A 14,046-nucleotide genomic window follows, 5' to 3' on the forward strand; every position below is an offset into this window, starting at 1 on the left:
TATCGATGGATTCTTGAGAAGCACAGTAAGTGGCAAAAATCTGTTCGACTTTCTGACAAATGAATAGAGCAGAGGAAGAAGTCTTGAACTTTCGTTCCTCAAGAGTCCTATGGAGGCCTAGAGTTGGGCGCGTCCGATCCTCAGCTGGGGATGCGACGGAACCGACCGAGACTCGATGAGGAGAACCACTGTGTCTGCACCGGCCCCTGTTTCCACTGACACAGCGACGTTCGCCGTGGAAGTGCACGGCATCAATCCCATTCCCGCCGAGGAGCGCTGGGCGAGACCGAGAGACGTGTTCGGGCTCATCTTCGGCGGCGCGAACAGCATCTCCACGGCGGTACTCGGAACCTTCGCCGTGGTCTTCGGGCTGACCTTCTGGGACGGAGTGATCGCGATCGTGCTCGGTGTGCTGCTCGGTTCCCTCATTCTCGCTCCCATGGTGCTCTTCGGGCCGCGCAACGGCACGAACAACGCGGTCTCGTCATCGGCGCACTTCGGCGCCCACGGCCGGCTCATCGGATCACTGCTCGCCCTGCTGGGCGCTTTCACCTTCCTCGCGCTCGCGGTGTGGGCCTCGGGTGATGCCATGCTCGCCTCCGTCGCGCGTCTCGTCGGCTTCGAGGTGAACGGCGCTCTCTCCGCAGGCGTCTACGTGCTCATGGCGCTGCTGTTGATCGTCATCTGCGTCTACGGATACAAGCTCCTGGTCGTGTTGAATCGGATCGTGCCGCCGCTCGTCGCGATGCTGTTCGTGGTCGGGATCGTGATCTACGCGATGCAACGCGACTTCGGCGAAGCGCTCGCCTACGACGTGGCGGGCCGCTGGTCGGATCCTCTGTACATCGGCGGCTTCATCGGCACCATGCTCATCGCCATGTCGTGCCCGATCTCCTACGGCCCGTTCCTCGGCGACTACTCCCGCTACGTGGCCGACTCGGGCAACCGCAGGTCTCTCCTGGCCGCCGTGATCCTGGCGCAGCTCGCCTGCCTCGGCGCGTTCCTGTTCGGGCACGTCACTGCCTCGGTGATCGCCGTCTCGAATCCCGAGCTCATCATGAGCGGCGACTATGTCGGGGGGCTCGTCGCGAGCACCACGGTCTGGTTCTTCATCCCGCTCGCGCTGATCAGCGTCGCCGGCGGCGTGACCACCGGCACCAGCCTGCTCTACGGGACGGGTCTCGACTTCTCGAGCATCGTGGTTGTGATGAACCGCGTGGCCTCGACGGTGCTCATCGGCGGTATCACCGTCGCCTTCGTGCTGATCGGCAAGTTCGTCTTCGACATGGTGCAGAGCGTGACGACGCTCTCGACGCTGCTCGTCGTCTGTACCGTGCCGTGGATCGCCATCATGCTCATCGGCTATCTGACGCGCCGCGGCTGGTACGACGTCGATTCGCTGCTCGTCTTCAGCCGACGGCAGGTCGGTGGCAAGTACTGGTTCCAGCACGGCTGGAACGTGAACGCCGTTGCATCATGGCTGATCGGTGCCGTCCTCGCCGTCAGCTTCGTGAACCTGCCCGGCCAGTTCGTCGGCCCACTCGGAAACACGGTCGGAGGCATCGACGTCAGCCTCCTCGTCGCTCTCACCATCCCCGCACTGCTGTTCTGGATCCTCCTACGAGTCAACCCCGACCCCGACTACGTGTTCGGCCCGGAAGGGGCCCGGGGTGTCCCCGTGCGAGCGGGCGAGCTCGAGCCGGTGATCTCGAACCCGCGCGCCTGAACACTCGCCAACCGAACCAACGCCAATTCGTTTCCCAACCGATCAAGGAGTCATACCGCATGAGTACGCATTCGAGCACGGCCGCGATTTACCCGGGCGCCGGCGACCGCATCGAGGTCGCGACGATCGAGGTCGGAGCGCCTCACCGCGGCGAGGTGCTGGTCCAGATCAAGGCCTCGGGTGTGTGCGGCTCGGATCGCCACGTGCTCGAGGGGGAGTGGGGAGTGCCCTCGCCCACCGTGATGGGGCACGAGGGGGCCGGCGTGGTCGTCGAGCTGGGGGAGGGCGTCACGGGTCTCGACGTTGGGGATCACGTCTCCCTGGTCTGGAACCAGGCCTGCCTCACCTGCGTCGCCTGTCAGTCGGGCAAGCCCTGGGCGTGCACCGATCTGCGTTCGAACGACTGCGTGATGCCCGACGGCACGACGCGGCTCTCACTCGAGGGCGCCGATGCCTACCCGTACCTGGCGGTCGGCTCGATGAGCGAGTTCGCCGTAGTACCCGCCAGCGCGGCGATCCGCATGCCGAGGGAGCTGCCCTTCGAGGTCTCTGCGCTGATCGGTTGCTCGGTGCACACGGGGCTCGGCGCGGTGAGCAACAACGCGCGGGTGATCGCGGGCGAGTCCGCGGTCGTGATCGGATGCGGCGGCGTCGGCCTCTCGATCATCATGGGTCTGCAACTCGCCGGTGCTCATCCGATCATCGCCGTAGATCGCAACGCCGAGAAGCTCGAGATCGCCCTCGCGGCGGGCGCGACCCATGCGCTCCTCGCCGATGACGAAACCGCGGTGCGGATCCAGGAGCTCACGGAAGGCGGCGCCGATGTCGCGTTCGAGGCGATCGGCAACCCGCACACGATCCCGCAACTGCCCGGTCACGTGCGGCCGGGCGGTCGGGCCGTGCTCGTCGGCATGCCGCCTGAGAACGCCATGATCCCGTTCGACGTGCTTGATCTCTGCTACCGCGGCATCACCGTCATCGCGTCGAATTACGGAGGCGGCGTGCCCGCGCGCGACTTCCCCCGGTACGCAGCTCTCTATCTCGCCGGCCGTCTGCCGCTCGACACCCTCATCTCGAAGCGGATCACCCTCGGCGAGGTGAACGACGCCTTCAACGCGATGCGATCCGGTGCAGAGGCCCGCAGCGTCGTCGTCTTCGACGAATCGGACGTCTAGCCTCAGCGCTTGCGGAGCGTTCCGATCTCTGTGCGATCGGTATCGAACACGGTCATCTCGTCGCCTGAGACCTTCGCGAACCCTGCTCCGGAGAGCCAGGTGTCGACGCCGATGCATTCCATCCGGGTCAGGGCGAAATCACCGAACTCGAATTCTGCCTCGGAGATCTTCCCGTGGCCGACGAGGGAGTTGCAGCCGTCGGTGCCGTTGAAGGAGCCGTCGGGGGAGATCGTGAGCGAGGGCTCTCCGGCCTCTTCCAGACCCCAGGATCCGGCGAACGCATTCGACGAGGGAGCGGAGGGTGCGCAGCCGATGAGGGCGAGCATCATCGTTGTTCCGAGAACAGCGGTGAGCGAGTGGTGGATTTTCATTTCGGTACTCCTTTGAACTGGTTCAGCGGCGGTGGAACTCTGACGTTTAGGGCTGAGCAAAGCTGGTGAGATCTGTGCGAGAGTCGCCTCGCAGCTCGCCCGGACCTCGTCGGATTGTTGTTCGGCAGTCGGGATCATGCGTCAGAACGGCCAGATGAGAGGGACGATGAGCACGGCGACGAACCCGAACAGGGCGATGCAGGGCAGGCCCAGTCTCCAATAGTCGCTGAAGCGGTAGCTGCCGGGCTCCTGCACCATGAGATTTCCGGCTGTGGCGACAGGGGTGAGGAAGGACGCGGCACCGGCGACGGTGATCGCCATCATCATCGGCAGCGGCGAGATATGCGCGGTCTCGGCGACCGCGACGGCGATCGGGGCGACGATGAGCACGGTCGCGAGGTTGCTGATGAATTGACCGAGGATCAGCACCACCAGAACCACGCCGAGCAGCAGCAGGTGGGGTGATCCGCCGCCGAACCAGGAGTTCAATGCCTGTGCGATGAGGTCGGCCGCGCCGCTGGTCTGGATCGCGGTCGACAGCGGGACCATGCCCGCGACGATCACGAGGGTGGGCAGCGAAATCGATCGCTGTGCTTGCGTAACGGTGATCACGCGGGTGGCCACGAGCAGACCGCCGGCGAACATCACCACGATCGCAGGGGGCAGCACTCCTGTGGCGAGCACTGCAACCATCACCACGAGCACCGCGGCGGCGAACCAGGCGCGGGGTCCGAGCACCACCGCCTGCCGGCGCACCTGATCAGGGGCGTCCACCGCGACGAGTCCCGGATGCGCGACGCGCCGGTCGATGGATTCCCACGCACCGCGCAGCAGCACGACATCGCCTACTCTGAGGTCGGCGCTGGCGAGGGCTGCGCCCTGGCGGTGGATCGCGACGACGACGAGCTCCCCCGACTCCGTCCTCATCCCGGGGTAGACGTGATCGCCGAGGAACTGGGAGCGGGGCGGGATCACGATCTCGGTGATACCGGTCTCGTACGTCACTGCCGTCTCCGAATGCTCGAGGGAGTAGTCGGCGGCAAGGGTCTCGGCATGCCTGCTGAGGTCGCGGGGCGCATTCTCGGAGCTGTGCCAGGGCAGCAGTTTCGGCCCGAGGAACAGGCAGATCAGAACCACGCCGAGTAGCAGCGGGACGCCGACGAGCGCGAACTCGAAGAAGCCGAACGGACGGCCGCCCGCTTCGACGGCGAGGTCCGAGACCATCAGGTTGATCGGAGTGCCGAGCAGGGTCAGCATAGAGCCGGCGTGGGCCGCGAACACCATCGGGATCAGCATCTGCGACGGCGGCTGCTTGGTTCGGGTGGCGAGCATCACCCCGACTGGGATGAGCGCTGCGACGGCGCCGTTCACGCTGATCAGGGCCGTCAGTCCCGCGGAGAGTAGCATCAGCGCGATGAGCACTGCCGAGCGCTTCTCACCCACACGCCGCGTGAGCTGCTGTCCCGCCCATGCTGTGACCCCGGTCGCGTCCAGCGCCTCGCTCACCACGAACAGCCCTGCGAGGTAGACCACGATCGGATCCCCGAATCCGGCGATGGTCTGCTCGAAGGTCACGACTCCGGTGCTGAAGAGCGCGAGAGCGACGCCGAGGGCGACGATCGCGGGTGGGATCTTGTTCCAGATGAACACGACGATCGCGAGGGCCAGGATCGTGAAGGTGGCGATCAAGGGATCGATCATGCGGGCTCCTCGAGGTTCGACATGTTTTCTTTTCGGGCGGATGCGCTGGAAGGCTCACCAGCACCGCCTCCCCGGCCTCGTCGTCTTCAAGGATGACAAGATGCGGGCGCACTCGGCGGAGCATCACCCTCGCCGTCACCCTCGCCCCCATGGCGTGCGTCCCGTCACCGAGGCATCGCGGCGCAGGCGGTCAGCCGAGCGGGTGACGGCGAGGGTGATGCTTGGCACCGGACCTGTGAATTCGTGCACCATGGCTGCATGAAAGCACCAGTAGCGCTGACCCACGTCACCGTCATCGCGGGGGACGCCGCAGGAACGGTACACCCCGAGTGGACCGTCCTCGTCGGAGCCGACGGGATCATCGAGTACGCGGGCCCCGCCGCGGAGGCCGTCGTTCCGCCCGGATATGCCACGATCGCCGGGGCGGGCAAGTTCGTCATCCCCGGCCTGATCAATGCGCATGCCCACTTGTTCTCGAACGGCAAGCCGCTCTCGAAGGTCTACATGCACCCGAAGACGGAGCAGGTGCTCACGAGATTCATGCGCGGTCCCCTCGGTCAAGCGCTCATGCGAGGCCGTACGAAGCGGAACGCCCTGAATCAGTTGCACAGCGGGGTCACCACGATCCGCACGGTCGGCGATGTCGCCTTCGAGGTGATGGCCATCCGGGAGCGGATCGAGCGTGGCGAGCTGGTCGGCCCGCGCATCCTCCCGTCGGGTCCGCTGCTGGCGATCCCCAACGGGCACGGCGCACCCCAGATCGCGCACGAGGCCGAGACACCGGATCAGGCGCGCACCGGCACCCGCATCAACCTGTCGCACGGTGCACGCTCCATCAAGATATCGGCGACCGGAGGCGTCACCGACGCGAAAGGCATCGGACACGCGGGCACTCCGGAGATGAGCGAGGAGGCGATGACCGCGATCTGCGCCGAGGCGCACGCGGCGGGAGTGCTCGTCGCCGCGCACGCTCAGAGCGCTGAGGGCGTGCGGCGGGCGCTCCGCGCGGGGGTCGACACGATTGAGCACGGCAGCAGCATGGACGACGAGATGATCGCACTGTATCGCGACAATCCGAGATCGTTGCGCGGCTGGTCAGCGATGATTCCAACACTGCAAGCCTGCCTGCCGCTGGTGAAGCTCGACCAGAGCTTCACCAAGGTCAGCGATGTCGTGAAGGCGAACGCCGAGTTCGTTCTGGAGGAGATGCTGTCGGGCATTCGTTCAGCACTCGAGAACGATATCGCCCTCGGCGTCGGCTCCGACTCCTCGGTGACCTATGTGACGCACTCGAACACCTGGCGCGAGCTGGATTGCCTCGTACGGTTCGGGGGGTTGACAGCCGCTCAGGCCCTGCACGCCGTTACTCAGGTGAACGCTCGCATTCTGGGTCTTGATCAGCAGCTCGGATCGATCGCGGCCGGGAAGGCGGCGGATCTCGTGCTGCTCGAACAGAACCCGTTGGAGGCGCTGCGAACGCTGCAGCACCCGGTCTCCGTAATCGCGCGCGGCACGGTGATCGAGCACCCCGCGATCACCCGCATCGAGGCGATCGATGACCAACTCGACAGCTTCTAAGCGCGTATCGAGGGGCGGGTGACGTCGCGGGTGAAGGTGCGCCCAGGAGGCCGAAGCGCAGGCATATTGGACAGAGTGGGCCGCTGAAAACAGCGGTTCGCGGAAACCTGGAGAAGGACACGCAGATGTGGGAAGCAATAGGCGATACGATGCCGCTCGCGATCGGTCTGGCTCTGAGCCCGTTCGCGATCACCACTGGGATCGTCCTCCTGCTCGGGGACAGGGGGCGCCTCAAGACCGCCTTCTTCGCTCTGGGGTGGTTGCTCGCCATCTGCGCCATCGCTGCGGTCGCGCTCGTCATCGTCGAGTCCGCGGCGGCGGTGGATGACGAAGCCACGGAAGCGGGAGTCGACATTGTTCAGCTTCTCATCGCAGCCCTGTTCCTGGTCCTTGCTCTGGTCGCCTGGACCAAGCGCCCGCGCGGCGAGGAACCGGCGAAATCAAAACTTCTCGATCGTCTTGATGGTCTGAGCATCTTCGGTGCGCTCGGGATAGGCGTGGCGCAAGGACTCCTGGTGATCAAAAATCTGCCGCTGGCCTTGGGCGCCGGTGCGAGGTTCGGCGAGGCCGGCTTGACCGGAAGCACCGCCGTGGTCGCCTTGGCTGTCTTCTCGGTCGTCGCCTCTCTGGGAGTACTGGTGCCGCTGGGATTCGCCGTCGTGGCGGGGCCTCGCCTCGCTCCTGCGCTCGGAGCGACACGAACGTGGATCGAAGCGAACATGACTGCGATCACGATCGTCATCCTGCTCATTCTCGGCGGGTACTTCCTCGGCCAGGGCGTAGGCATTCTCGGTTGAATGGTGATCTGATCGGCGCTGGAGGAGACGACGAAAGGCCGAGGTCAGTTGAGCGCTGCTTCGTCCTCGTTCCGAACGAAGATCGAGAACTGCGCGGCCCGCGCGATCGCCTCATCGCGGGAGCTGACGCCGAGCTTCCTGAATACGGAGCGCAGCTGAGTCTTCACGGTGTTCAACGACACCCCTAGCGAATCCGCCACCTCCGCGGTGGTCGTGTGCAGTGTGAGAGCGTCGAGAACGCGGCGCTCGGCGGGAGTGAGCGCGGGTCTCGCCAGCATAGGAGCACGGAAGGTGAGCCCGGCCAGAGCCGTATCGAACGCTGCCGCCTCGGATGCCGTGAGCCGAGCTCTCACCAGCTCGATGACGCTGGCCGGGGTGCAGGTGAAAAGACGGCGGAACTGCTCCGAGCACGCGAGCTCTGCGACCCGGCTCGCGAGCCCGGGAGAGACCTCGCCGAATTCCAAGCTCTCAAGGCTGGCCTGGAGCAGCTGCAGCTGTGCGAGGTGCTCCGGGCTTAAGGGCCCTCTGGACGCTGCCCGGCACAGGCGTCGTGCCTCTGCATAGGCGGAATCATGCAGGGCCACTTGTATCTGCGCCAGTCTTGTGTGAGGCCCGGGGCGGCTGGAAGATTCCACGATCGAGTTTGCTCTCTCGACGTTCCCGAGAACGAGCTCGGCCTCGATCTGCATGGCGGTGATCAGGTCATCGGCCAGTGTGCCCGGTTGGATCAGGTGCGCAGACGTGGTTGCTCGGATCGTTTCGAGCGCATCGTGAGGGCGCCGACGAGCCAGTTGATGGCGCGCCCGTGCGAGAAAGATGAACGGCCAGATCACATCGAAGACAGCGACATCGTCGAGCGCGGAGATGCGCTCATCCACATCGGCGTCCATACGCTCGACGGCGATCAGTGCGGCGACCGTCCGCTCAGTGCTCAACGCGTTTCCGTGAAAGGCGTCGGAGAGCGGCGGCAGGCTCTCCGCCAGTGCGAGTTGTCGCTGAGCCTCGTCTATGGAGCCCCGTATCGCGTGCGCAAGGGCTTCTCGCCCTGCCGTACTCCGAATGGCATCGATGTTCTCGCGGACTTCGCCGTACTGGCGCGCGATCGCGAACTCGCGAAGCGCCGAGCCGGTGTCTCCTGCGCACAGCAGCGTCGAGCCGACCTGCCAGTGGAAGAACCAGATCGGGCTGTTCTCGGCCCCTGTGTCGCCCGCACGCTCTTGTCGGATCAGCTCGCGGAGAAGCTTCGCGTAGGTGACTGCCGTAATCAGATCGCCGCCCGCACGGGAGGCGATCATCTGCAGCGCCCTGCAGACCGCTATCTGCTCGTCTTGCTCGTTCTCGCCCCGGAAGGAATTGAACGCCGAGGGCGGGAGCGGACGAGTCGACCGCAGGGCTACAGCGGATGACGGGTGGTTCAGATACAGCGCGGGATACTCGCGCAATACATCGCGCGGGAGAGCGATGACGGCGGCGATGAACTCTCGAAAATGCCGACTGAATAACTGCCAGATGTGCCGCGAAGCAACCTCGGCGATCTCCGTCGAGTCGCCCGTTGCCACGGCCGCCGCAAGCAACTGCCCTGCTGACTCGCCCTCTGTTCTGCCAGTCATCGGTCACTCCTGAGTCTTGCCGTTGCTCCCTCAGCAGCATCCGTGCTCATTTGTGCACATTCTACCTGAGTCGGCCGCTGCATCCGCCGCGCGAGAGCGCAGCGTTCTATGCGCGGTGATCGCTCGAAGCGAAGTCGAGCGACTCCTCGTCGTCGACCGATAGCGAGAGCACCACGGTCTCGACGACCTCGTGCGTCTCGATCTGCCGCTCGATCGCCCGCATCCGCCGTGCCACGTCGTGCTCGCGGGCGTCGCCCGCGAGGTCGACCTCCGCCACGATGAACAGGCGGTTCGGCCCGACGTACTCGATGTGCAGGTAGGTGACGCGCTGGATCTGCGGCGATGCCAGCAGCGCCTGCCCCACCCGTGCGCGCAGCGCGGGCGACGCGTTGGTGCCGATGAGGAACGCGATGTTGCGTTTGATGAGGATCAGGGCGACGATGCCGAGCAGCACGCCGACGAGGATCGAACCCACGGCGTCCCAGGCGGCGACGCCGGTGATCTGGTGCATCGCGATCGCTCCGCCGGCCAGCGCGAGGCCGATGAGGGCGGCCGCGTCCTCGAAGAACACGGCTCGCAGGGTCGTGTCGCTCGTCTCGAGCACGTAGTCCCACGTCGACGTGCCGCGTTCGCGGGCCAGCCGCCGCGACTTCACCATGGCCTGGGTGAACGAGATGCCCTCGAGCACGAACGAGACGCCGAGCACCGTGTACGCGACGACCGGGCTCTCCACCGGCCCGGTTTCCGAGAACTCCTGGATGCCGTGCATGATCGACACGATCGAACCGGCGGTGAAGATCCCGAACGCGGCGATCAGCGACCAGACGAATGCCGCGCGGCCGTAGCCGAGCGGGTGCCGGAGATCCTTCCTGCGCGCGCCGTGGCGGTCGGCGACCAGCAGGAATACCTCGTTGCCCGCGTCCGCCCAGGAGTGGGCCGCCTCGGCGACCATCGAGGCCGATGAGGTGAGGATCGCGGCGACGGTTTTCGCGACTGCGACCAGGACGTTGGCGAGGAACGCGATGATGACGGTCACGAGGTCAGGTTACTCCTCGACGGGCATCGGCGCTCGCCCACGGCGGAGCGATCCCGATCCCGAACACGACACCGAACCGTCCGTTCATCCGCGCCCGGGACTACAGTGTGGAGGGTGAACCTCCGCCTGCGCCGTCCGAGGGGCACGGCACCGATCTTCGGGGCCGTGGCCGTCAGCTACGCCCTGAACTGCGGTCTCGGCGCGGCGGTCTCCGCGAAGCTCGTCGACACGAGCGGCTACCGATGGCTGCACCACCTGCTGTACATCGTGACCTGCACGAGCGCAGCCGCAGCGGTCGTCGCGGCGTGCTGCGCTCGACCGCGTCGGGTGGACGCCGCGCTGATCCTGGCACCTGCCGCGGTGCCGCTCGCCGCCGTCGCGTTCCTCGGCGCGCGCGGCCCGCGGCATCCGATCGTCGCGCTCGCCGCCGCCCCGTTCATCGCCGCGAGCCTCCTGCGCTCGCGGCAACCGGCTGATCGGAGCTGATCGCATGGAACTGCTCGACGCCATCCGCAGGCGCAAGACCACGAACGGCCCCTTCCTGCCCGATCCCGTCTCGCCCGAGCATCAGCGGCTGCTCCTGGAGGCCGCGGGCCGCGCGCCGTCGCAGCTGAACAGCCAGCCCTGGCGATTCGTCGTCATCGAGAACCGCGAGACGATCGAGCGGATCGCCCGCATCTCCGGGGAGAGCATGACCGAGGCCATGTCGAACGGCACGTTCTTCGAGCGCTACAAGCCGTACTTCCGCTTCAGCCGGGAGGAGATGGAGGAGAAGCGCAGCGGGATGCTGTTCGACAAGCTGCCCGCGGCACTCAGGCCGTTCACGGGCCAGGTGTTCACCCGTCGCGGGCAGATGCTGATGAACGCATTCGGCGTGCCGAAGACGCTCGGCGAGGAGAATCGAAGGCTCGTAGCGGGAGCGCCGCTGCTGCTGGGCGTGATGCTCGACCGTGGCGAGCACCGACCGGGGGAGCTGTCCTCGTTCTACTCGGTGTTCAGCATGGGTGCTGCGATGGAGAACGTCTGGCTCACCACCGTCGAACTCGGCATGGGGATCCAGTTCGTCTCCTTCCCGATGGAGGTGCCCGGCAGATGGGAGGAGATCGAGCGGCTGCTCCGGGTTCCCGACGAACTCGACCTCATGGCCGTCTACCGCCTCGGCTACCTGCCGCCGGAGCAGCGCCGCCCGGCGATCGACTGGTCGAGCAGCCAGCGCAGGCTCATCTCGCAGTACGTGTTCCGGGAGACGTGCGAGACGCGGCAGGAAGGCTGGGACGAGGCGGGAGACGCCCCCTAGCACTGTTTCCGCTCGAGCGACACGCCCTGGTACGACGATTGCGCGCTGCCTATCTTGGTGGGGAATCGGCGACGACGGAAGACGCGACAGACGTCGACGGAAGGCCCTGTCGGAAGACGTCGAGAGCCGGAGCGGGATCGACGAAGGGAGACTCCGATGGATCTGAGCGGCAGGTGCGCTGTGGTCACGGGCGGTAACACCGGGATCGGTGCGGCGATCGTGCGAGCGCTGGCGCGGGCGGGGGCCGCGGTCGTCATCGACTATGTCGCCCACCCCGAGGACGCGGCCGACCTGGTGCAGGAGATCACGAGTTCGGGCGGACGGGCGGTCGGCGTCGAGGCCGACGTCAGCACCGTGGCCGGGATCGACGAGCTGGTCTCCACGGCGGTGGACCGCTTCGGGCGGCTGGATGCGTTCGTGAACAACGCGGGCATCGAGACGCGGCACGGCATCCTGGAGATCGAGGAGCGCGCCTTCGACGAGGTGATCGCCGTGAACCTGAAGAGCGCGGTGTTCGGCACCCAGAGAGCAGCGCAGCGGTTCATCGAACAGGGCTCGGGCGGCGTGGTCGTCAACATCTCGTCCGTGCACGAGGACTGGCCGATGCCCGGCAACCTGAGCTACTGCGTCTCCAAGGGCGGGATGCGCATGCTCACCCGCACGGCGGGGGTGGAGCTCGGGCCGCGGGGCATCCGCGTCGTCAACGTCGCGCCGGGAGCGGTGAACACGCCGATCAACGAGCAGACGATGCAGGACGACGCGCTGCGGGAGAAGCTGCGGGCGAGCATCCCGCTGCGCGAGGTCGCCGAGCCCTCCGAGATCGGGGACGTGGTCGCGTTCCTCCTCACGGACGAGGCCCGGTACATGACCGCGACGACCGTGTTCGTCGACGGCGGGATCATGCAGGGAAGCGTCGGGCTGTGAGTCGGCGGATCGAGGACTACGCGCTCATCGGCGACCTCCACACGGGCGCGATGGTGTCGACCGGCGGTTCCGTCGACTGGCTGTGCCTGCCGCGCTTCGATTCGCCGGCCTGCTTCGCCGCGCTGCTGGACGACGAGTCTGCGGGGCGGTGGCGCATCGCCCCGCGGGGCGCCGAACGATGCACCCGGCGCCGCTACCGCGGCGACACCCTGATCCTCGAGACCGAGTGGGATACGCCGGACGGCCGGGTCCGGGTCACCGACTTCATGCCGGTGCGGGATCACGCCGCCGACCTGGTGCGGATCGTCGAGGGGCTCTCGGGCGAGGTGCCGATGGAGATGGATCTCGCTCTGCGCTTCGACTACGGGCACGTCGTGCCGTGGGTGACGGCCAGGGAACGCGGGGTGCACGCGGTCGCGGGGCCGGATGCCGTCCTCGTCACGGGCGATGTCGCGATGCGCGGGGAGGATCTGCGCACGACAGCCGAGTTCACCGTTCGAGAGGGGAGTCGGGTGAGCCTGGTGCTCACCTGGTTCCAGAGCCACGAACCGCAGCCGACGCCGGCCGATCCCGAGGCGGCGCTGCGCGAGACCGAGTCGTACTGGACCCGATGGAGCGCCCAGAGCACCGCGTACGGGCCGTACCGGGACGCGGTCCAGCGCTCGCTGATCACGCTGAAAGCGCTCACCTACCAGCCGACGGGTGGGATCGTCGCCGCGCCCACGACCTCGCTGCCGGAGCAGCCGCAGGGGCCGCGGAACTGGGACTACCGGTACTGCTGGCTCCGCGACGCGACCCTCGCCCTGCAGGCACTCATCACCGCGGGGTACACGGACGAGGCGCGCGCGTGGCGCGACTGGCTGCTCAGGGCCGTCGCGGGGGATCCCGCGGAGCTCAAGATCATGTACGGCCTCGACGGGAGGCGACGGCTCCCCGAGGAGACCCTCGACTGGCTGGCCGGCTTCGACGGCGCCGCTCCCGTCCGGATAGGAAACGCGGCGGCCGACCAGTTGCAACTCGACGTGTGGGGCGAGCTGCTCGACGGCCTCGCCCTGACACGGGAGACGATCGGCCCGGGAAGGGACGCGTGGGCGGTGCAGCGCGCGCTGATGGAGCACCTGCACGAGATCTGGGAGCAGCCCGACAACGGCCTGTGGGAGATGCGCGGCCCACGCCGCCACTTCACCCACTCCAAGCTGATGTGCTGGGTCGCGGTGGATCGCATGATCAAGAGCGCCAGGCAGCACGGACTGCCCGGGAACGTCCGCGCGTGGGAGCGGCTGCGCGCCCGCATCCGCAGGGACATCCTGGACAACGGATACGACGCCTCCATGAACTCGTTCGTGCAGTCCTACGGATCCCGGCATCTGGACGCGTCGTTGCTGATGATCCCGCGCGTGGGCTTCCTGCCCCCGGACGATCCGCGGGTCATCGGCACCATCGAGGCCATCCAGCGGGATCTCACGGAGGACGGGTTCGTGCTGCGGTACCGCCCGGAGCACAGCGACGACGGGCTGCCCGGCACCGAGGGTGTCTTCCTGGCCTGCTCATTCTGGCTGGTCGACGCACTGATCGGGGCCGGGCGCCGGGAGGAGGCGGAAGAACTGTTCACGCGCCTGCTCTCGCTGCGCAACGATGTCGGCCTGCTGAGCGAGGAGTGGGATGTTCGCGGATCCCGGCAGCTCGGCAACATGCCGCAGGCCTTCAGCCACCTCGCGCTGGTTCGCACGGCCTACCACTTCCTTTCCGGTGGTTCGCCGACCACCGAGGACCGCATCCCCGTCGATACCCGGAACGAGACGACCGATGAATGAAACACGCAAGGAGGATG

12 protein-coding genes are annotated in these 14,046 nt (G+C 66.8%); 8 read left to right on the forward strand and 4 right to left on the reverse strand.

Annotated features, from left to right (window positions below; genetic code table 11):
• Positions 1–190: 190 nt before the first annotated feature.
• Entirely contained in the window at positions 191–1,726 is a 1,536-nt protein-coding gene (locus KVY00_RS12245; protein ID WP_223043170.1) for a purine-cytosine permease family protein, read from the forward strand.
• A 59-nt stretch (positions 1,727–1,785) separates the two neighbouring features.
• Complete coding sequence (locus KVY00_RS12250) at positions 1,786–2,901, forward strand: zinc-binding dehydrogenase (protein ID WP_223043171.1); 1,116 nt, start codon at positions 1,786–1,788, stop codon at positions 2,899–2,901.
• Between the two features lie 2 nt (positions 2,902–2,903).
• Here KVY00_RS12250 and KVY00_RS12255 read toward each other — a convergent pair whose 3' ends face one another.
• The gene (locus KVY00_RS12255; RefSeq protein WP_223043172.1) at positions 2,904–3,272 is read right to left on the reverse strand and encodes an META domain-containing protein; all 369 of its coding nucleotides are present in this window, start codon (positions 3,270–3,272) and stop codon (positions 2,904–2,906) included.
• 141 nt (positions 3,273–3,413) lie between these two features.
• Positions 3,414–4,973 (reverse strand): SLC13 family permease, encoded by a 1,560-nt coding sequence (locus KVY00_RS12260; protein WP_255572628.1) that lies wholly within the window; start codon positions 4,971–4,973, stop codon positions 3,414–3,416.
• Between the two features lie 258 nt (positions 4,974–5,231).
• On the opposite strand from KVY00_RS12260, the gene KVY00_RS12265 reads away from it, so the two are divergent.
• On the forward strand, positions 5,232–6,551 hold the full coding sequence (locus tag KVY00_RS12265) for an amidohydrolase family protein (RefSeq protein WP_223043173.1): 1,320 nt from the start codon (positions 5,232–5,234) through the stop codon (positions 6,549–6,551).
• Positions 6,552–6,700: 149 nt separating this feature from the next.
• Positions 6,701–7,348 (forward strand): GAP family protein, encoded by a 648-nt coding sequence (locus KVY00_RS12270; RefSeq protein ID WP_223043174.1) that lies wholly within the window; start codon positions 6,701–6,703, stop codon positions 7,346–7,348.
• A gap of 44 nt (positions 7,349–7,392) precedes the next feature.
• On the opposite strand, the gene KVY00_RS15590 is transcribed toward KVY00_RS12270, so the two are convergent.
• Both KVY00_RS15590 and KVY00_RS12280 read right to left on the reverse strand, forming a co-directional pair.
• A complete protein-coding gene (locus KVY00_RS15590) occupies positions 7,393–8,907 on the reverse strand; it encodes a helix-turn-helix transcriptional regulator (RefSeq protein ID WP_255572629.1) in 1,515 nt (504 codons plus the stop codon).
• A 157-nt stretch (positions 8,908–9,064) separates the two neighbouring features.
• Positions 9,065–9,994 carry a cation diffusion facilitator family transporter gene (locus tag KVY00_RS12280; protein WP_223043175.1) on the reverse strand — a complete coding sequence of 310 codons (930 nt, stop codon included), beginning with the start codon at positions 9,992–9,994 and terminating at the stop codon, positions 9,065–9,067.
• Positions 9,995–10,108: 114 nt separating this feature from the next.
• Here KVY00_RS12280 and KVY00_RS12285 point away from each other — a divergent pair, with 114 nt between their 5' ends.
• From KVY00_RS12285 to KVY00_RS12300, 4 genes are all read left to right on the forward strand, one after another.
• Positions 10,109–10,480: a hypothetical protein gene (locus tag KVY00_RS12285; RefSeq protein WP_255572630.1), complete on the forward strand. Its 372-nt coding sequence runs from the start codon at positions 10,109–10,111 to the stop codon at positions 10,478–10,480.
• A gap of 4 nt (positions 10,481–10,484) precedes the next feature.
• Entirely contained in the window at positions 10,485–11,291 is an 807-nt protein-coding gene (locus KVY00_RS12290; protein WP_223043176.1) for a nitroreductase family protein, read from the forward strand.
• 156 nt (positions 11,292–11,447) lie between these two features.
• A complete protein-coding gene (locus tag KVY00_RS12295) occupies positions 11,448–12,215 on the forward strand; it encodes an SDR family NAD(P)-dependent oxidoreductase (RefSeq protein WP_223043177.1) in 768 nt (255 codons plus the stop codon).
• Entirely contained in the window at positions 12,212–14,029 is a 1,818-nt protein-coding gene (locus KVY00_RS12300) for a glycoside hydrolase family 15 protein (RefSeq protein ID WP_255572631.1), read from the forward strand. Before KVY00_RS12295 ends, KVY00_RS12300 begins: the two co-directional genes overlap by 4 nt.
• Positions 14,030–14,046: the final 17 nt, after the last annotated feature.

The sequence above is a fragment of the Leucobacter tenebrionis genome (genome assembly GCF_019884725.1).
In the GTDB taxonomy this organism is placed as follows: Bacteria; Actinomycetota; Actinomycetes; order Actinomycetales; family Microbacteriaceae; genus Leucobacter; species Leucobacter tenebrionis.